Here is an 18594-nt window from a genome sequence, read left to right as displayed (position 1 = left end):
TTAAAATGGTGTTTACCACAAACCCATCTTTTAGGAGCTGATCTTTTGTCTAGTATAACCTATTCCGAACGAATTAAAATCGAAACCTTTTGTGAACTAGGGCTGTCCAATATCCAAATGGGCGTTCGGCTGAACCGATCACCGTCAACAATTTCTTATGAATTATCTCGATGTCAACCTTATCAGGCTGAATTAGCACAAACAGATGCCGAATACAAGCGATCACGATGTGGTCGGAAAACTAAGCTGAGCGATGAGTTAAAGCAAAAAATTCTCAACCATTTACGTCTAAGCTGGTCACCAGGAATGATTGCTCACGAATTTAAACTAGCTACTAAATCTATTTATAATTGGCTAAATCAGGGGAGAATTGATTTCTCCTTGAATGATCTACCTGAACATGGCGTACGCCAACGGCGTAACGTTGACCAACGATCCAAATATAATCAATCTTTGGGGCGATCAATTGAACAGCGTCCCATGATGATTAATCAACGTAATCGCATCGGCGATTTTGAACTAGATACAGTCGTTGGTCCTCGTGGGCATAGTAAGGCAGTTTTATTAACTTTAATCGATCGAAAATCACGGTTCCTTTGGGCATATCGGTTAAAGGACCGAACGACAGCGAGTGTTAATGAAGCACTGACTAAGTTCCTAACCACTTTTAATGGACCGGTGCACAGTTTTACTGTGGACCGTGGTACTGAGTTTAGTGGGCTAGTATCATTTGAATCACAATATGGTATTAAGACCTATTACTGTCATGCTTATACGCCAGCTGAACGTGGTAGTAATGAACGCTTTAATCGGAATTTACGTTATTTTTATCCTAAGGGGACTCGTTTTGAGCACATTAGTGCTCAAGATTTAACGACGACGTTACTCCAAATTAACCAGCGACCGCTTAAAATACTTGACTGGAAAACACCGTATCAGGTTATGCTGACCAATTTGTCCAAAAATTCGGATTAAATTTGCAATCTACCATATACCAAAGAATGGCGATATTATCTACATTGATTTTGATCCATCCGCCGGAGTAGAAATCCAAAAAAGAAGACCAGCCGTGGTTGTTAGTAACAATCAGTTAATGATGACTTCACCGTTTGTGTGGGTTGTCCCTATATCACACGGCAAATTCAACGGTCAAGACTACCCTTTGCATGTGAGTTTAGATAAAAGAACCAAAATAGACGGAACGGTATATACGGAACAGTTAAAATCTTTTGATTACGTACAGAGAGATTGGCAGTTTGTAGAACGCCTACCAAAGGATTTAAAAGAAGAAATCCAAAATAAAATACGATTAGTGATCCAGCTCGATAACCATTAGCAAGAGACTGTGACGTGAACTAGCCTGTAAATAAGCAAAACGGACGAGAAACCCCAATTCGGTTTCTCGTCCGTTTTGCTTTCGTCACTGTTGCGAATTAGCTGTCTTCGAGCGCTATAGCCACTTCTGGCTCTTCAACCAATACAAACGGTCGCCCTAATATGACATTGATCGATAATGCGCCCGTCATCAAGAAGCCCAAGCCTTACGACCCCTGGACAATAACCAAGTTGCTTTACTTCTGTGCCGCTAAGCTTAGTGTTTTTTAATTAGGATTGCTTAACCGCCATCCCCTTGACTGCGTGCTGCCGCTTGAGGAGCACTGCCAGTAAGATGACCACCACCAGAACCAAGCCCAGCGCCGTTAACATGATGTGGTGCATTCCCGTAAACAGAATCAAGCGCATCTTGGGTAGCCAGGCCGTGGGCAGATTGCCCGCCGTCTGGGAATTGCTCAACTGGTTGAGCATCCCCATGGTGATGTGCCCGTGGTTGGCCCGGACTCCGGCCGCCAGGGCCTGACTCAAGATGACCCCGTAGATCGATGACATGAACGTCTGGCTCAGGATGCGGACCAGGTAGGCGAACGAGGTCGCAATCGGGACATCGGTCATGGCCACGTCACTCTGAACGGCGACTTGCAGGGTCGTGAAGCAGACCCCAATCCCGAACCCGTTGAAGGCGCCCATCACCAAGAGAAACGCGTAACTGGCGGTGTGACCGACTAAACTCATCCCCACGAACGTGATCAGAAAAGTCGCCGTCCCCATCACCAGGACGCCGTACCGGCCAATCTTAGGCTGGACGGCCGGCGCCAGTTCGGACCCGAAGAAGTTGGCGACGGACCCCGGAATCTAGGTCATCCCCCCAATCAACGCGCTGAGGCCCATGATACCTTGCGCCCACATGGGGACGTAGATGTTAAAGGCCACGAACGCACCCCAGAGGAACGCGAAGATCAAGAGGTCCGCCACTAATTTACCATTCCGGAACAACCGGTTCGGCACGATGGGGTCGCTGACTTGCGCCTCCACGTGGTGCATCCGCCACAGCAGGAGGCCGCCAACGACCACCAATGCGCCGGTGGCCCAGAGCGGTGCGGACCCTAATAATTGGATGCCGACCAGGATGGCCACTAAGCCCAAGACCATCAATGCGGCCCCCTGGTAGTCAACGGCCGCTTGATTTCGCGGCAGGTGACTCTTGAAGAACAGGGCCACGATCAGAATCGACACTAGCGCCAGCGGCAGGTTGATGTAAAACACCCAGTGCCAACTGAAGGTGTCCACGATCCAGCCCCCGAACAGCGGCCCAATGATGGACGCGGTACTAAAGCTGGCGGAGGTGACCCCGATGACCTGCGCCCGGCGTTTCAGGTTCTGGAAGAGCTGTGCGTAGATGATAAACGGAATGGTGCTCATCCCACCAGCCCCCAGGCCCATGACGCCCCGGGCGATGATGAACCAGGTGATGTTACTGGCGAGTCCTTGGAACAAGGCGCCCACCGCAAACGTGGTGGTCGCGGTGATGTAGGCCACCTTATTTCCCTTTTTCTCGCCGAACTTACTCCATAACGGCGTGGCGACCGCCATCCCTAATAGGAAGATGGCCACGATCCAGCCCATATACTGAATCCCGTGCAGGTCGCTCACGATGGCGGGCAGCGCCGTGTTGACAATGGTTCCGTCTAACCCGGCCATGGCGTTGGAGAGTAACAGCGCACAGGTAATCAGTAACTTACGTTGATGACTCACAATCTAAAGCTTCCCCTCTTATGTAGATTCCCGTGATGACCCTGACTAGTTGACCCAGTCAGTTGTGAAACCTAATCGTCACATTCTTAAAATGTTAGAGCTACGGGAACCGTTTGTCAATCACGCCACCAGCCTCAAAAGGCACCGCCCCTCTGTGGAGTCGGTGCCTTTTAGGGGTGGCTACTGCACGCCCCATTGCTGGTCGCGAACGTGCTTGGCCGTTAACTGGTACATGTCGATAATGTGCCGGTCCGTTAACCGGTAGTGAATCTCCTTGCCCTGACGGACCCCTTCCACCAAGTTGAGTTGGCGGAGGGTCTGGAGCTGATGGGAAATGGCCGATTGGCTGATGGCCAGACGCTCAGCGATTTCATTGACGCTAAACGCCTGATCCGCAATCAGCAGGAGAATCTTCAACCGGGTAGGATCACTGACCGCCTTGAAGATGGCAATAATCGGGGTCAGTTCTTGATTATCGGGTAGCTGGACCGCCGCGGCGGCCAACAGATGTTCTTTGGACAATGTTTTCACTCCTAGTTCGAACGGGCGCCTGGGGTTGCGTGGGGTTCATCAGCAACAGCCGTAACCCGTTCAAGATGACCAGTAAGGTACTGCCTTCGTGCAGCACCACGCCCCAGGTAATATTGGCGAGGCCCATAAAGTTTAATCCTACTAAGAGTACCACGACTGCCATCGCAAAGATAATGTTTTCCCAGACCACCCGGTTCAACTTGACCGAAATCTGGTGGGCCGCCGCTAACTTGGCCAGGTCGTTTTGCATCAAGACCACGTCCGCCACGTCGATGGCCACGTCCGTCCCGTCCCCCATGGCCACGCCGATATCGGCCGTGACTAGGGCTGGTGCATCGTTCACCCCATCGCCGACCATTGCCGTAACGGGGTAAGTCCGTTGCAGGCGCTGAACGATGGCCGCTTTATCTTCCGGTAAGACGTTGGCCGCAACTTCGTCGATGCCCAATTGGCGAGCCACCGCTTCCCCCGTCAACTGGGCATCGCCCGTGATCATGGTGGTGTGGATCTGGTGGTCCTGGAAGTAGTCGATGGCGTGGGCCGCAGCCTGGTTCGGCAGGTCCATCAACGCCAACAAGCCTTGGGGCTGGTCATCGACGGCCACGACGACCACGGTCTTCCCCGCTTGCGCCAACCGGTCGATCCGGGTTTGAAAATCTGGTGTCAGGTGGGCAAAACTAGTGGGTTTGGCAATGGCGATTTTCTGGCCAGCCACCTGACTGTAGATGCCTTTCCCCAGTTCATTAGTCACCGTGACCGGGACGCTGGGAACGTCAGCGAAGGCCGTCACGATGGCCGTAGCCAACGGGTGATTACTCTGGGCTTCCATGGACTTCAGGATGGGTACCAGGTGCGACTGGTCAACCGCGTCCGTGAAGTAGATGTCCGTGACCTCGGGACGACCGACCGTTAGGGTCCCGGTCTTGTCGAAGGCCACGGCTTGGAGTTCGGCCAACTGGGTCAGGTAGGCGCCCCCCTTGAACAGGACGCCGCGCTTGGCTAAGTTCGACAGGCCGGAGAGGGTCGCCGGAACCGCCGCAGCCGCCAAAGCACAGGGCGACGCCGCAATCAAGAAGACCACCGTCCGGTACAGGGTCAACGACCACGACCACTGGAAGGCCAGCGGCCCGGCCAAGAGTACCACGGGCAACAGCGCCAGGACCGTCCGCACGTAGATTGGTTCGAACTTCTCGATCCGGGTCGCCGTCTTGCCCAGGGTGGTCTGGGATTGTTCTACCAGCGCCAAGATCTTGGCAAAGACCGTGTCTCGACTATCCTTGGTGACCACCATTTCAAAGGCAGTCGCGCCGTTGATCGTGCTCCCGAAGACGACGTCGCCCGGGCCCTTCTCACGCGGAATGCTTTCCCCGTTGATCGACGATTCGTTGAGGGTCGCTTGTCCCGCGACCACCTGGCCGTCCGTTGGCACCTGGTCGCCGTTTAGGACTTGAACCCGGTCACCCACTTTAAGTTGGTCGACCGGAACCACGTCGACGGTTCCCGCAACCGTCAGTCGCCGGGCTTCCACGGGATTCATGGCCAACAACGCCGTGATTTCACGCTTGCTCTTCCCCTCGGCGTACCCTTCCAGGAAGTGAGCCCCCGCAAAGATCAGGATCAGTAACGTGGCTTCCTCGAAGTGGCCGATCAGGACCGCCCCCACGGCCGCCAACGACATCAACAGGTGTACGTTAGGGACGAAACGCCGTTGTTCCTTGGAGGCCGTATAGGTGTGGGCAAAGCCCTCCCCGACAATGTGGTAGCCGGCCAAGACCGCCGCCACCAAGAACCCGCCGGCCTGGGCCGCCTGAGGCAGGACAAAACTGACTAAAAACAGAACCAGGCCCAACCAGTACCAAGTCTGGGGAGCGGTTAATCGCTTCTTCATCATCAACGCCTCACTTTCATATTTATGTATGCTCATATGTTAAATTAAACATATCACGGGACGCTCCCCTTGTCAAGGTGGTGCCATCCCCCCCAATCAGACGGCTTCAATCATCTCAGCTTTAGCCAATCAATCCTATCAGACGGGACTTAATGAGGTTACTCACCTAACCTAAAATATACAAGTTGCGGTCTTTTGACTGCCCTGATTCTGCATAAATTCTTCGTTATAAAATAATTATTGAAATCGTATACATTAAGCTTGTGTTTTTTTACACATATGGTACAGTATGGGTGTAATCTATTTGTCCACTTTTCCCATTGTGGATAGCAATCATTTAACCAACCGTCAATTAATGGGCCACAACCACTAATTAACCGGCCCGACAGACCGCACAGCCAGCAAGCCCACAAATCGTTTATAGGGATTGGGACCACGAGGAGGAACTTACCATGAAACCCGCATACATTGGTCAAAAAAAGGAACACTATAAGAGTTATAAAGCAGGTAAGCATTGGCTCTATGCCTGTGTCACAGTTCTGACCTTAGGATTGGGCGCCGTGAGTGTTGAGACCACCGCGCAGGCGGATACGACGCCAGAGGCCGACGCTTCCGAGTTGGTCCAAACAAATCAGCAGACGCCAACCACGATCACCGAAAACTCCACGGAGCTCCCAGCAGATGCGACCGACGATGCTGACGTCAAGGCTGACGCGGACTCCCCGGCGCCCGTTGAGACCGACCAGAACACCGAAAACCCAGCCCCGACGCCAACCAAGCCCCAAGCAGATACGCCGGCTGCACCCGTGACGAATCCAGCACCGACCACCCCTGATGAAAAGGCCGACGCTCTTCCCGTCACCGATACCGTGACGCCAGAAGATGACACCACGCCGCCGGCACCCACGCCAGATGACACCACCACCGCACCGGAAACCAGCACCGACGCCCTTAAGGACGCGCCGGTTGCCGACACCGATGCCACGGTCTGGATGCCCGATGCCGCCTTACGGGAATACGTGAAGGATAGTATCCGGCACACGATTCAAACACCGGCGGGCTTAAACGTTAGTGACGCCACCCTGTACCAGTTCTTAGACCAAAACTTACAATTCACCACGGACTACGTGGACTCCCCGGATGCCGGGATCATTCAAAGCATGGACGGACTGGAAAAATTCACCCAGATGTCCTCGTTTAGCCTGTCTACCAACTTCATTAATCCCGACGCCATGATTGACTTGTCCTTTGCGCCCCACCTGACGCAGTTATCGCTCTCCGTCTGGTCCGGTAGAACCGCAGCGGATTGGAACATGACGATCAACCAGTTCATGGACAAGTACCTGAGTCAAAACCACGAGATCACGCTTTTCCGGATCAATTACCAGAATCTACCGGGAACCGTACCGGACCTGCACAACTATCCGAAACTCCAGTACGTTTACCTCAACAATAACCAAATGACCGGGACCATTCCGGATGTCAGCTACCTCCCCGACCTAGTTTCGCTAGACCTAGGCGGTAATCAACTGACCGGGGGTATTGAGAACCTCAACCTGGATAACCTGAAGTACATTACGGTTAGCAACAACCACCTTAGCGGCACCATTGACGCTCTGGGGAAGAACCTGATTTCCGCTTACCTGGACAATAATCAATTCTCCGGGACGTTACCCGACCTGAACACCATCAAATGGCTCTGGGTCTACAATAATAGCTTCACTGGCGACCTGCCGACCCTGCAGAACCCTAAGCAGGTCTACTACTGGGGCAACCACTTCACCAGTGGAATTCAGGGTGATGGTCAGATGTATAACGGGAACAACCAAGGTCTGACCGGTCCGACGTTTACCCTGACGGCCGACGACGATACGCTAGACCCGACGACGGGCGTCATCAGCGGCCTGCAAGACTTGGTAACCGGTGAGACCACCCAGCCGACCCTTAACCTACTGAACTTCAAGTACGGCAACGTCTCCTCACAACTGATGCGGGTCAAGGATGCGGACGGAAACACCATTGCGGCTGAAGATGCCGCAGCGGACTTCACCATCACCCAAGACGCGGACGGAACCTTCCACTTTAAGGCTGCCAATCCAGATCTCAAGAGTGGCACTTACCTGATTGCGGTTGCCCCGCAAGACGGTACCAAGTACTCGGCTTTCGTCTACTTCAAGGTCATCAACCAGATGAACCCGGTCGATCCGGATAAGCCGGTTGACCCCGACAAACCAGTCGACCCGGATAAACCAGTTGACCCTGAAACACCAGTCGACCCCGAAACACCGGTTGACCCTGAAACACCGGTCGACCCCGAAACGCCAGTAGCTCCGGAAACACCAGTAACTGGCGGTGACGGTGCTACGGTCGCGCCAGAACCATCGGCCCAAGCCGACCAAGTGACGCCTTCGGAAAGCCCGGCCGTCCTCAACTCTAACGGCCAAGCCGCAAAGGTCACAGGTACGGCAACTCACCAGGCACCCGCTGCAACGCCACTGGCGACTAAGACCACCACGACGACTAGCCAAACCGCCACGCTGACGCCAAGTGCGGCACAGACCGATCAAGCCTTGCCGCAAACCAACGAGAAGTCATCCATGAGTCCCATCTTAGTCGGTATCCTTGGCCTGTTAGCCGCTATCGGCTTAGCGGGGGGCACACGGAAACACGATTAATTAGCTAACAGACCAACCCTTTGTCACCATTGCATCACCGCACCAAAAGCGGTCCGTTATGACCTAGGGCCGCCGAAAAATCATCCGAGAAGAGTTTGGGACCAGACGCCCAAACTCTTTTCCTTTGTTTAGTCAAGGGCAGACTGCGGTCATCACCCGCCTTACCAGTTGGACCCTTTGTACCCTATAATAAGAAACATCAGTCCCCGCTGTGACTCACAGGGGAAATTGAGCGGAACCATAACATCACGTAGGAGTTGGTAAATTGAAACCTATCTTTATCCTGATCAGGGGAAACTCTGGTAGTGGTAAAACCGTTTTAGCGAATAAGTTGCAACAACATTGGGGTTACGAAACCTGTCTTTTACTTCATCAGGACGTTCTCCGCCGAGATATCCTCCACGCCAATGACCTGCAGGGAACACCTGCGATTAGCTTAATTGAGTCCCTGGTCAAGTGGGGGCTCCAGCAGGATAAAATCGTGATTTTAGAAGGTATCTTGCGGAAAGACGTTTACGGTGAAATGTTAGAGAACCTGGTTAATCACTATCGGGACCGTACCCTGGTCTATTATTTAGATGTTCCCTTTGCCTTAACGGTTGACCATAATCAAAACAAAGCGCATCCCTTTTCGACAAGCGAGTTAAAAAGGTGGTGGCGGGAACATGATTATTTAAGTCCCCATGACCGCCGACTGGCAGATGGTGACACCGCTAGTTTTTACACCCAGATTATGCAGGATAGCTATCACCTCACCAACTAAAGTCCCCTTGTAACTCCGCGTTCCCAACAGCTGCGCGGGTTTCAAGCCGCGCCTTCTAAAAAGGGGGCCGCAACCCACGTTGCGACTCCCGCTGGTGGCCCTTAAAGCAACTGGTCAAGATCGACCGCAGGGGTCTCCAGGCCTAGCAAGAACAGCAATAAGCTGACTGCTAACCCCAAGAGCCCGACTAAGCTCACGGTGACGATGCCGGTCACGGCACGGTTGCGCCAGGTCATCATAAAAACATGCCTCCCTTCAGCGCCAAGATACGCACCTCCTGGGAAAAACACAACTGACGACCCGACTGATTTGTGGTGCCCCTTGACCTTATGGGCCTACTCGCGACCCCAGGCCAACCTGATTGACAGCGACTTAGAATAGATAAAGGATTCCCGTAATCATTAGGTACAAGACGGTCATTAACCCAATCACACACAAGGCGACGAGTAATACGACTGAAATTTTAAACCAAGGTTCCATGATTCCAGCCCCCTTTGTTGTCCCTCAAGCATAGGTACCGCCACTGAGAAACGCAACTGACAACTGGACTGATTGATAACGCCCGCGGATGGTTTAACGGGTCCTATAACCGTCCGGTTTTCGATTAGGGTTGACTTCCCACCGGTCCCATGCGATACTACTCGATGGTGCCAAACCACGGTGGGGGTACGCGATCGGCGCGCAAGCGTTCCGAAGGTCGCCGCACCTCACCACTAACGACGTTGCGTTCTGCGCAGCGTCGTTTTTTGTTCCACGTGAAACAGAATCAGTTCAAGCTGCTTAATTTATTATTAATAAAAGGCCCTAATTAGTTATTAATAACTAATTAGGGCCTTTTTACTAGTATTTCCGCTAATCTCAATCAGAGACCAGTTACCATCCAGCATCCCATCCTTACTGCCGAGGATACTTCCGAATAATTGCCCGCAGCCGTGGCCCGTATCCCAACTCCCGAGTGGCCTGCTCAAGTACCGGTAAGTCATGTGTATGCACCGCTCCGGTCCGCATCTGTTGGGCGTAAAGGTCCGCATAGGGCAAGTGCCGGGACCGGGCTAAAGCAATCTCGGCCTCCGCATCGTAGGTGACCTTCCGAAAGTCCACGTCGGGCATGGCTGGGCCGTGCGTGGTCAGAATCGCGTACTGGGCCCGCAAATCAGTCGCAAAGCGGGACCAATGCGGGAAGGGCATCCCCACGGTCCCCGGGTTAATGATGAACTGCCCCGCCTGACTCTGGCGGAACAACTGATGGTGCACGTGACCGTAAACCACCACGTCCGCTTGGTCGCCAGCCAATTGGTCAAAGGCGGCTTGGTCCCCCGTGGGCTGTAAGGTGTGGCCGGAATCCTTAGTGGGAAGGTTATGACTAACCTGGAAGTGCAGCCCATCAACCACGGGCGTTTCCACCAACGGCAGCTGGCGAATCCGCATAATCTCCGCGGCTGTCAGCTGACTGGCGACGTAATCGTCGATGATGACCTCGTAGATATCGCTGGGATCTCCGGTGTCGATTTCCCCGTCTAAAGTTTCGATCAGACCGTGTTCCCAGTTCCCCCGCACGTAAGTCGTAATCGGGAGTGCATCCAACAGCGCCAACAGGTCGTGGGCTCCCGGCCCGGGGACAAAGAGGTCGCCTAAAAACCAGAAGTCGGTACACCCCGCGCGATGGGCATCGTCAATCACCGCCTGAAGTGCGGTAACGTTACCGTGAACGTCAGAAATAACCGCAATTTTGTGCATTACTGCGCCACCCTTTCCATCTCAATTCTGTGGCTATTATACCATCTTCCTCCGCACTGATTCGCGGCTGGCCAACTGGTTAACCGTTTGATGTCTCCCAACTCCCGACCGACTATTTATTAAAACGTTAATGAAAAGTGTTCGTGATTTTAAAAATATAGGTGGCTTTATTCGGTGATAGCTGGTACTATCAAGTTGAAATACGAACAATATTGTCACAAGGGGGAGCAATATGCACTGGTTAACCGACTTATTAGCGGCCATCGGCGTCGTTTTAAACGGCATTCCACAAGGAATCATGGCCATGTCCTTAGGTTTCGCCATTTTTCCAACCATGTTTTCGTTCATCTTCGCCTCAGCCGTCAACGGCGTCTTCGGGTCCGTCGCCCCATTGTCCTTTCAGGCCGAATCGCTGGCTCTAACGGGGAAGCTAGGGCGTAACTTACGGGAGCGGACGTCCATCATCTTGGGTGGCTCGATCATCATGCTGATCATCGGGGTCACGGGGACCCTGACCAAGATCGTCGACGTCCTGGGCAACAACATCATGGCCGGAATGATGGCCGGCGTGGGGATCATGCTGGCCAAGATTGCCCTGACCATGGCTAAGGAACAGGCCTTGACCGGCTGGGTCTCGATTGCCCTGGCCGCCGCGGTCTACCTGATCACCAAAGACCTGGTGTGGACCATCGTGATCTCCGTCATTGGCGCCAGTCTGGCCGCCGTATTCATCCAACACTACCAGATGGTCCTGCCCGAACACGTCACCGCCCGGCGCTTCATCTTCACCAAGCCGACCTTTAGCCTGCCGGTCTTACGGGGTGCCTTGAGTCTGGCGTGCTTGAACATCGGCGCGAACATCTCCTACGGCCTGATCACCGGCCAGATGACGGGGCAGAAGCCTAACCCCGTTGACCTGAACCTGTTGACTGGGACCCAAGCCCTGGCCGACATGGGGACCAGCTTACTGGGGGGTGCTCCGGTGGAAACCATCATTTCCGCCACAGCCAGCGCACCCGAACCCGTCGTGGCCGGCATCATGATGATGCTGATCATGGCCGCGATTCTGGCTCTAGGCTGGCTAGCCAAGCTGGGTAAATTCGTGCCCAGCGCATCGATTGCCGGGTTCCTGTTCATCTTAGGTGTGGCCGTAATCTTCCCGGCCAACGCCGCCACGGCCCTCCAAGGCTCGGGGAGCACGGTCGCCGCGATCACCCTAGTGGTCACCGCCATCGTTGACCCGTTTGCCGGCTTACTCTCCGGCGCCGTATTGAAGTTCGTCTTGCCACTCTTAGGATTGGGGGTCTAAACCATGGACGCAACCTACGCCTTACAGGTCGGGCCAATTACCCGCCAACTGCCAATCATTCCAATCAGTCCCGACTTAGCCATTGCCTCGTTCGTGCTCTTAGGCGACGCGGAGCTTACTGATTATGCCGCCCAAGCCCTGGCTCAACGGGTCCCGGCCGACTTTGATTACCTGGTCACCATGGAAAGCAAGGGGATTCCGCTGGCCCAAGAGCTCAGCCGGCTGACCAACCACCCACACTTCGTGGTCCTGCGTAAATCCAAGAAGGACTACATGCAGCATCCCTTAGAGATTCCCGTGACCGCCATCACCACCAGCGCCCCCCAGAAGTTGATTTTAGACGGGGCCGACGCGCAACGGCTGGCTGATAAGCGCGTGGTCATCGTGGACGATGTCATCAGCAGTGGGGGGTCCCTTAAGGCGGCCAAGGCACTGGTCGAACGGACCGGGGCCCAGGTGGTCGGCCAACTGGCCATCTTAGCCGAAGGGGCCGCCGTCGACCGGGACGACATCCAATTTCTCGCCGAACTGCCCCTGTTTCCTCGTTGATCCGTACTCATCCAAGGAGGTTTTCCCTTTATGCGTCGTGCACTGTTAAGCGTTTCTGATAAAACGGGCATCGTAGCGTTCGCCCAACACCTAATTGACCAAGACTTTGAAATCGTCTCAACTGGCGGGACCCAGGCAGCCCTGGCCGCCGCCAACGTTCCGGTGACGCCCATCGAAGACGTCACCCACTTTCCCGAGATCCTCGACGGGCGAGTCAAGACCCTCAACCCACTGGTTTTCGGGGGCATCTTAGCCAAGCGCGCCAATCCCGACCACCAGCAGACCCTAGTCGACCACGCGATTACGCCCATCGACCTGGTCTGCGTTAACCTCTACCCGTTCGCGCAAACTATCGCCCAACCCGATGTGACGCTAGCCGCGGCCGTCGAACAAATCGACATCGGCGGCCCCTCGTTGATTCGCGCCGCCGCTAAGAATTACCCGGACGTCCTAGTGGTCAGTGACCCCGCCGACTACCCGGCGGTCACCACGGCCTTACAGGACCACACGGACGACCTGGCTTTCCGCAAAGCCCTAGCGGCCAAGGTCTTCCACCACACGGCCCAATACGATGCGCTGATTGCTAACTACCTGACGGATACGGCTGACACGGACACCCTGACGTTGACTTACCAACGCGAACAGGCCTTGCGCTACGGGGAAAATCCGCAACAGTCAGCGACGCTGTACCGCGACGTCCACCCCGCCCCGTTCTCGATTCCGGCGGCCACCCAACTTCACGGCAAGCCCCTGTCCTTCAACAACATTAAGGACGCCGACGCCGCGCTGGGGTTGATTCGCGAATTTAGCGCCCCCACGGTCATCGCCTTAAAGCACATGAATCCTTGCGGCGTTGGGTCGGCGACGACCCTCGAAGCCGCCTGGGACGAGTGCTACGCGGCCGATTCCATGTCCATCTTCGGGGGCATCATCGTCTTGAACCGGCCGGTCGACCTGGCCACGGCCACCAAGATGCACCAGCTCTTCTTGGAGATCATCATCGCGCCGGCCTTTGACGACGACGCTTACGCCATCCTGGCTAAGAAGAAGAACCTGCGCCTCTTGACCGTTGACTTCACCCACGCGACCGACCCAGAAGACGCCGAGTTGGTCAGCATTCGCGGCGGACTCTTACGCCAAGAACGCGACACGGTCGTGGACGATCCCCAGACCTTCACGGTGGTCAGCCAGGCCCAACCCACGGCTGCTCAACTCCAGGCGATTGAATTTGGCTTAAAGACCATCAAGTTCGTGAAATCCAACGCCATCGTGGTCAACACCGCCACGCAAACGCTGGGCGTGGGCCCCGGTCAGATGAACCGGATCGACGCCCTCAAGATTGCCGTGAACAAGGCGGAAGTCAAGGACCACTACGACCAAAGCGTGCTGGTCTCCGACGCCTTCTTCCCCATGGACGACTGCGTGGCATACGCCGCAGAACACGGGATCAAAGTCATTGCCGAACCCGGTGGCAGTATCCGCGATAAGGACTCCATCGCCATGGCCGACCGCCACGGCATCGCCCTAGTCTTCACCCACCACCGCCACTTCCGGCACTAACGCACGCGAGCCTAAAAAGTCACCCACGGACCAAGTCGCAAGACTGGTGCGTGGGTGACTTTTTAGTAATCGATAAAGCTCGTGGTTACTCGCGATTCCCCGTTGACCCGGGAACCTGGGGCATCCCGCCCCCTAAGTCCAAGACGGTGCTGGCGTCGCGGTGGTCAAAGAAGGCCGATTCGTGCCGGTCCAGCGCCGCAATCTGCGTCATCTCATCCGGCGTCAGGGTGAAGTCGAAGATGGCGATGTTCTCCGCCATGCGCTCCGGGTGCACGGTCTTCGCCAGGCTAACGATGCCCCGTTGATACAACCACCGGAGGACCACTTGGCCGACGCTCTTGTGGTGGGATGCGCCAATAGCTTGCAGGGTCGGGTTCGTGAACAGGTCGTGGCGTCCCTCCGCAAATGGTGCCCAGGCTTCAGCTTGGACCCCTAACTTCTGGTGCCAGTCGAGTTCCGCGTCCTTTTGGAACCACGGGTTGATCTCAATCTGGTTGACCTGGGGAATCACCAGGTTATGTTGCGCCAGATCCAATAACCGGTCAGCGTAGAAGTTGGAGACCCCAATGGCCCGTACTTTGCCCTCTTGGTAGAGGTCCTCCAACGCCCGCCAGGACCCGTACACGTCGCCATAGGGCTGGTGAATCAGGTACAGATCCAGATAGTCGAGTTGGAGCTTGCGCAACGAGTCCTCGAAGGCCTGCTTAGTCTCCTGGTAGCCGGTCGAGCTGACCCAGACCTTAGTGGTCACGAAGAGGTCCGCCCGGGGCACCCCGGAGGCCTTCAGCGCGGCGCCGACTTCGGCTTCGTTGCCGTAAGCCTGTGCGGTGTCGATCAGTCGGTACCCGGCCGCTAACGCATCCAGGACCGCTTGTTTAGTGGTCCCGCCGTTTTCGACCTGAAAGACGCCGAAACCCGCGGCGGGAATCTTGATTCCGTGACTTAATTCAAAAGTTGGCATTGTCATCGCTAATTACTTCCTCAATTTAGGATTAAACAAGCTTTAGTTTACGCCTTTTGTATCCGCTTACCTAGTGATTCGTCGACCCTCCCGCCGTGTTTCACGTGAAACAGTCCCGTCGTCAGTCCAACTGCTTACTGAACCAGTTGACCGCCACCGCATCGGCCCCGGGATTCTGAACCACCCCAGGCTGGCCGGGAACAAAGCCTAACTTCTCCAAGACCCGTTGTGAACGGTGATTGGTGGTCAGACAATCGGCCCAGAGCGTCACCGGCCCGGCCGTCCCCCGAACGACCAAGTCAAAGCTGGCCTGCACGGCCTCGGGCATCAAGCCCTTCCCCCACATGTTGGGGTCCAGGAAGTACCCCAAGTCGTAGGTTCCGACGGGGCGCGTCTGCGCGGGGCCTTCATGCTGATAATAAAAAATCGCTCCCACGAAACGGCGGTGCGCCCGGTCGATCACTGCGAAGGCAAACGGACTATGGCGGTCCTGTTCAAACCAGTTGGCCATAAGGTCCGGTGCCGTGGCGACCGGTGATCCGTTCGCCACCGCCATTGCCGGGATACGCAGGATTCGCTGGTAGTCGGCTAAATCCGCTTCAATCAAGGGTCTTACCTGAATGCGGTCCGTTTCTGCTATCATTGCTTCGTCCCCCTTTTACCGCGCCGTCATTGACGCGACTGATGATTACCCTCCATTATACGCGTCCCTACGACCCCGGACGATTAATTGTCCGGGCCGGCGAAATATGGTAGGATTAGCCATTGATTCTTTGCAGAAAGGAACTTCGCTATGCGTCCGCATTCTAAATGGCTCTACCGACTTCAGCGGTTCATGGTCGGTCGGTACGGGCAAAATGACCACTTAAATCGTTTCATGAATTACTTGGCTCTCGCGTTACTGATCGTTAGTCTGTTCGTCCGGACGGGTTGGTTGATCCTCGCCGCCATCGTCCTGTTGGTTTTGACCTACTGGCGCCTCTTCTCCCGGAAAATCTACCGGCAAGTCGCCATCAACCGCGGGTTCGAACGCGTGTGGTTACCGGTGATTCGCCCGTTCCAACGTCTCCGGTACCAAGTGACCCAACACTGGCACTACAAGTTCTTCCGCTGCGCCCAGTGCCAGGCGCGGATTCGGATTCCCCGCCATCACGGCCACGTCCGCGTCACCTGTCCCAAGTGCGGTCACCAATTCGACGCCCGGACATAACCCTAGTTACCACGAGCTGTCCCCCCTCACCGGCGGGACAGCTTCTTTGCGTTTCCGGATAAAATTCGTTAAATTTAAAGGGTAAGCTAGTGACAGGAGGAATTGCTTATGTCTGAAAATTTCGAATACGATGTCCTGTACATTGGCGCCGGTCACGCTGCCCACGATGGGGCCGCCCCCCTAGCGGCCACAGGAGTCAAAGTTGCCGTGGTCGAAGAAGACCTGATTGGCGGGACCTGTACCAACCGGGGCTGTAACGCCAAAATCGCCCTGGACCAAGCCGTGATGGCCACCCGTAACGCCGAACATCTGGGAAACATGCTCCAGGGGAACTTGACCATTGATTGGCCCCACACCATGACCCATAAGCAGGCCGTGATTGACCCGCAACCGGCCGACCTCCGACGTAAGCTCACTCAGGCCGGCGCGACGGTCCTCACCGGCCACGCCCAGTTCCAAGACGCCCACACAGTCTTAGTTGACGGGGTCCCACACACCGCCCAAAATATCGTGATTGCCACCGGGATGGTGCCCCACCGGTTGGACATTCCGGGAACCGAACTGGCGCACGACAGTAGTGACTTCTTGAATCTGCCCCAGTTACCCAAGCACCTGACCATCATTGGATCGGGCTACATTAGCCTAGAATTCGCCACGATTGCCAACGCCGCCGGGGCGGACGTGACCATCATGTTGCACGGCCAGACCGTTCTGCGGCACTTCTACCAGCCCTACGTGCAACTGGTGGTAGCCGATCTTAAACGGCGCGGTGTAACCTTCATCCCTACCGCCAACGTCCAGGCCTTCGCCCGGCAAGGCGACCAGTATCAAGTCACCTACGGCCACGACCAACACCTGACCACCGACTGGATCCTAGACGCCACGGGCCGGGTCCCAAACGTGGCCGACTTAGGTTTAGACCAAGTCGGCTTGACCGCCGGACCTGCGGGTATCCCGGTCAACCAGTACCTCCAGACCGCGATCTCGAATATTTACGCGGCCGGGGATATCGCCGCCACCGGACAGCCCAAGCTGACCCCCGTGGCGACCTACGAATCCAAGTACCTGATGCGGCGCTTCTCCGGTCAGACTACGGCAGCCTTGCAGGTCCCCGCGATGCCGTCGGTGGTCTTCACCTCACCACGAATCGCCCAGGTCGGCGAAACTGTGGCCCAAGCCCAGGAGCAAGGTGACACCGTCAGTGAAAACGATCTGGCCCACTACTGGTACTACCAGCTGGACCGCGAGCCCATCGCCCAGAGTCTCCAAATTCACGATGACCAGAGCCACTTGGTTGGCGCGACTGAGGTCAGCGACCACGCCCCTGATGCCATCAACGCCCTATTGCCCGCCATCACCTACCAGCTAGACCCCGACCAGGTCAGTCAATTAGTGGGGATCTTCCCGACCCTAGGCTACGCTGCATGGCACCGGGCCTAAAACAAAATCGTGACTGTCAAAAAATCCCGCTGCTATTTAGCAGCGGGATTTTTTCTGTGGCTAAGCCATAACTTGCCCAAGAGACCAAGCTCTTGGGGTGCTCCTGAGGCTGCGTCTACGCGGCCATTATGCTTAGACTTCCTGGTCCGCTGGCCGGACCAAGACCTCACTAACGGCGACGTGCTTGGGTTGGTCAATGGCAAATAGGACGGGCGCGGGCCACGTCTTCGGGATCCAACGCCAATCCGCTATCCTGGTCGCTGTTCATCAGCTGGCCCACCGCTTGCTTGACCTGGGGGTCGCCAATCGTATTGACCAGCTCCGTCCGGACGGCACCGGGGGACACAATGGTTGACCGGATGCCGTGGCCCTTTTCTTCTTGTCGCAGACCTTCCATAATGGCCCGGACGGCGTACTTGGTCCCGTTGTACACAGCCGAAGCGGGATAGACCACGTGACCAGCAACCGAATCCGTGGTGATAATCAGGCCATCGCGTTGAGCCTGCATTACGGGCAAGACCTCACCGATGCCGTTCAAGACACCCATGATGTTTACGTTGAGCATCATTTCCCACTTCGCGTAGTCCCGGTCGCTCAGGTTCCCCTGGGGCATGGTTCCCGCGTTGTTATACAACACGTCGACCCGGCCGTAGAGGTCCACGGCCAGTTGAATCAGGTCGTGGACCTCCTGGCGATGGGTCACGTCCGTTACCTGGTAGCGCGCGTTATCGCCGATTTCCTGTACCAAAGCCTCCAGTCGGTCTTGGCGCCGCGCACCTAAGACGACTTTCGCTCCCTGAGACGCCAGTAACTTCGCCGTTGCGGCCCCGATCCCACTGGACGCCCCCGTAATTACAACCACTTTATCTTGAACACTCATA

At 55.6% G+C, this 18594-nt stretch carries 15 protein-coding genes and 2 pseudogenes; 9 read left to right on the top strand and 8 right to left on the bottom strand.

Annotated features, from left to right (window positions below; translation table 11 throughout):
- Positions 1-45 precede the first annotated feature (45 nt).
- Positions 46-975, top strand: a complete 930-nt coding sequence (locus RIN67_RS00470) for an IS30-like element ISLpl1 family transposase (protein ID WP_313825885.1) — start codon at positions 46-48, stop codon at positions 973-975.
- A 7-nt stretch (positions 976-982) separates the two neighbouring features.
- A complete protein-coding gene (locus RIN67_RS00465; protein WP_265000153.1) occupies positions 983-1336 on the top strand; it encodes a type II toxin-antitoxin system PemK/MazF family toxin in 354 nt (117 codons plus the stop codon).
- Between the two features lie 269 nt (positions 1337-1605).
- Here the strand turns inward: RIN67_RS00465 and RIN67_RS00460 are convergent.
- The 3 genes and pseudogenes from RIN67_RS00460 to RIN67_RS00450 all read right to left on the bottom strand — a co-directional run bounded on the left by RIN67_RS00460 (position 1606) and on the right by RIN67_RS00450 (position 5509).
- Positions 1606-3093 (bottom strand): annotated as a pseudogene (locus RIN67_RS00460) (MFS transporter).
- A 177-nt stretch (positions 3094-3270) separates the two neighbouring features.
- Complete coding sequence (locus RIN67_RS00455) at positions 3271-3612, bottom strand: ArsR/SmtB family transcription factor (protein ID WP_265000128.1); 342 nt, start codon at positions 3610-3612, stop codon at positions 3271-3273.
- Entirely contained in the window at positions 3563-5509 is a 1947-nt protein-coding gene (locus tag RIN67_RS00450) for a heavy metal translocating P-type ATPase (RefSeq protein WP_390894565.1), read from the bottom strand. The genes RIN67_RS00455 and RIN67_RS00450 overlap by 50 nt, the downstream gene beginning before the upstream one ends.
- Before the next feature lie 452 nt (positions 5510-5961).
- Between RIN67_RS00450 and RIN67_RS00445 the strand changes: the two genes are divergently transcribed.
- Both RIN67_RS00445 and RIN67_RS00440 read left to right on the top strand, forming a co-directional pair.
- Positions 5962-8184: a KxYKxGKxW signal peptide domain-containing protein gene (locus RIN67_RS00445; protein WP_265000129.1), complete on the top strand. Its 2223-nt coding sequence runs from the start codon at positions 5962-5964 to the stop codon at positions 8182-8184.
- Positions 8185-8449: 265 nt separating this feature from the next.
- A complete protein-coding gene (locus RIN67_RS00440; RefSeq protein ID WP_265000130.1) occupies positions 8450-8947 on the top strand; it encodes a zeta toxin family protein in 498 nt (165 codons plus the stop codon).
- 101 nt (positions 8948-9048) lie between these two features.
- On the opposite strand, the gene RIN67_RS00435 is transcribed toward RIN67_RS00440, so the two are convergent.
- Together RIN67_RS00435 and RIN67_RS00430 are read right to left on the bottom strand one after the other, a co-directional pair.
- Entirely contained in the window at positions 9049-9186 is a 138-nt protein-coding gene (locus RIN67_RS00435) for a hypothetical protein (RefSeq protein ID WP_156652548.1), read from the bottom strand.
- A 655-nt stretch (positions 9187-9841) separates the two neighbouring features.
- Entirely contained in the window at positions 9842-10684 is an 843-nt protein-coding gene (locus tag RIN67_RS00430; protein ID WP_265000131.1) for a metallophosphoesterase family protein, read from the bottom strand.
- A 232-nt stretch (positions 10685-10916) separates the two neighbouring features.
- Between RIN67_RS00430 and RIN67_RS00425 the strand changes: the two genes are divergently transcribed.
- The 3 genes from RIN67_RS00425 to purH are packed head-to-tail and all read left to right on the top strand — an operon-like array spanning position 10917 to position 14102.
- On the top strand, positions 10917-11993 hold the full coding sequence (locus RIN67_RS00425; protein WP_107739055.1) for a guanine permease: 1077 nt from the start codon (positions 10917-10919) through the stop codon (positions 11991-11993).
- A 3-nt stretch (positions 11994-11996) separates the two neighbouring features.
- Positions 11997-12542, top strand: a complete 546-nt coding sequence (locus tag RIN67_RS00420; RefSeq protein WP_265000132.1) for a phosphoribosyltransferase family protein — start codon at positions 11997-11999, stop codon at positions 12540-12542.
- Between the two features lie 30 nt (positions 12543-12572).
- Complete coding sequence (gene purH, locus RIN67_RS00415) at positions 12573-14102, top strand: bifunctional phosphoribosylaminoimidazolecarboxamide formyltransferase/IMP cyclohydrolase (protein WP_265000133.1); 1530 nt, start codon at positions 12573-12575, stop codon at positions 14100-14102.
- Positions 14103-14187: 85 nt separating this feature from the next.
- On the opposite strand, the gene RIN67_RS00410 is transcribed toward purH, so the two are convergent.
- Both RIN67_RS00410 and RIN67_RS00405 read right to left on the bottom strand, forming a co-directional pair.
- Complete coding sequence (locus tag RIN67_RS00410) at positions 14188-15069, bottom strand: aldo/keto reductase (RefSeq protein ID WP_147000003.1); 882 nt, start codon at positions 15067-15069, stop codon at positions 14188-14190.
- A 115-nt stretch (positions 15070-15184) separates the two neighbouring features.
- Entirely contained in the window at positions 15185-15706 is a 522-nt protein-coding gene (locus tag RIN67_RS00405; protein WP_265000134.1) for a GNAT family N-acetyltransferase, read from the bottom strand.
- A 150-nt stretch (positions 15707-15856) separates the two neighbouring features.
- Between RIN67_RS00405 and RIN67_RS00400 the strand changes: the two genes are divergently transcribed.
- Together RIN67_RS00400 and RIN67_RS00395 are read left to right on the top strand one after the other, a co-directional pair.
- Positions 15857-16273: a zinc-ribbon domain-containing protein gene (locus tag RIN67_RS00400; RefSeq protein WP_265000135.1), complete on the top strand. Its 417-nt coding sequence runs from the start codon at positions 15857-15859 to the stop codon at positions 16271-16273.
- A 108-nt stretch (positions 16274-16381) separates the two neighbouring features.
- Positions 16382-17713 carry a dihydrolipoyl dehydrogenase family protein gene (locus RIN67_RS00395; RefSeq protein WP_265000136.1) on the top strand — a complete coding sequence of 444 codons (1332 nt, stop codon included), beginning with the start codon at positions 16382-16384 and terminating at the stop codon, positions 17711-17713.
- 132 nt (positions 17714-17845) lie between these two features.
- On the opposite strand, the pseudogene RIN67_RS00390 reads toward RIN67_RS00395, so the two are convergent.
- Positions 17846-18593, bottom strand: a pseudogene (locus RIN67_RS00390) (SDR family oxidoreductase).
- Position 18594 lies beyond the last annotated feature (1 nt).

Origin of the sequence: Levilactobacillus namurensis, assembly GCF_032197885.1 — a bacterium.
Lineage (GTDB): Bacteria > Bacillota > Bacilli > Lactobacillales > Lactobacillaceae > Levilactobacillus > Levilactobacillus namurensis_A.
Note: the sequence above shows the minus strand (reverse complement) of the source record. Positions and strands in the feature narration are given on the sequence as shown.

Coding starts and splice junctions, on each gene's coding strand:
- RIN67_RS00450 (WP_390894565.1), bottom strand. CDS start 5,509: ATGAAGAAGCGATTAACCGCTCCCCAGACTTGGTACTGGTTGGGCCTG.
- RIN67_RS00445 (WP_265000129.1), top strand. CDS start 5,962: ATGAAACCCGCATACATTGGTCAAAAAAAGGAACACTATAAGAGTTAT.
- RIN67_RS00435 (WP_156652548.1), bottom strand. CDS start 9,186: ATGATGACCTGGCGCAACCGTGCCGTGACCGGCATCGTCACCGTGAGC.
- RIN67_RS00430 (WP_265000131.1), bottom strand. CDS start 10,684: ATGCACAAAATTGCGGTTATTTCTGACGTTCACGGTAACGTTACCGCA.
- RIN67_RS00425 (WP_107739055.1), top strand. CDS start 10,917: ATGCACTGGTTAACCGACTTATTAGCGGCCATCGGCGTCGTTTTAAAC.
- RIN67_RS00420 (WP_265000132.1), top strand. CDS start 11,997: ATGGACGCAACCTACGCCTTACAGGTCGGGCCAATTACCCGCCAACTG.
- purH (WP_265000133.1), top strand. CDS start 12,573: ATGCGTCGTGCACTGTTAAGCGTTTCTGATAAAACGGGCATCGTAGCG.
- RIN67_RS00410 (WP_147000003.1), bottom strand. CDS start 15,069: ATGACAATGCCAACTTTTGAATTAAGTCACGGAATCAAGATTCCCGCC.
- RIN67_RS00405 (WP_265000134.1), bottom strand. CDS start 15,706: ATGATAGCAGAAACGGACCGCATTCAGGTAAGACCCTTGATTGAAGCG.
- RIN67_RS00400 (WP_265000135.1), top strand. CDS start 15,857: ATGCGTCCGCATTCTAAATGGCTCTACCGACTTCAGCGGTTCATGGTC.
- RIN67_RS00395 (WP_265000136.1), top strand. CDS start 16,382: ATGTCTGAAAATTTCGAATACGATGTCCTGTACATTGGCGCCGGTCAC.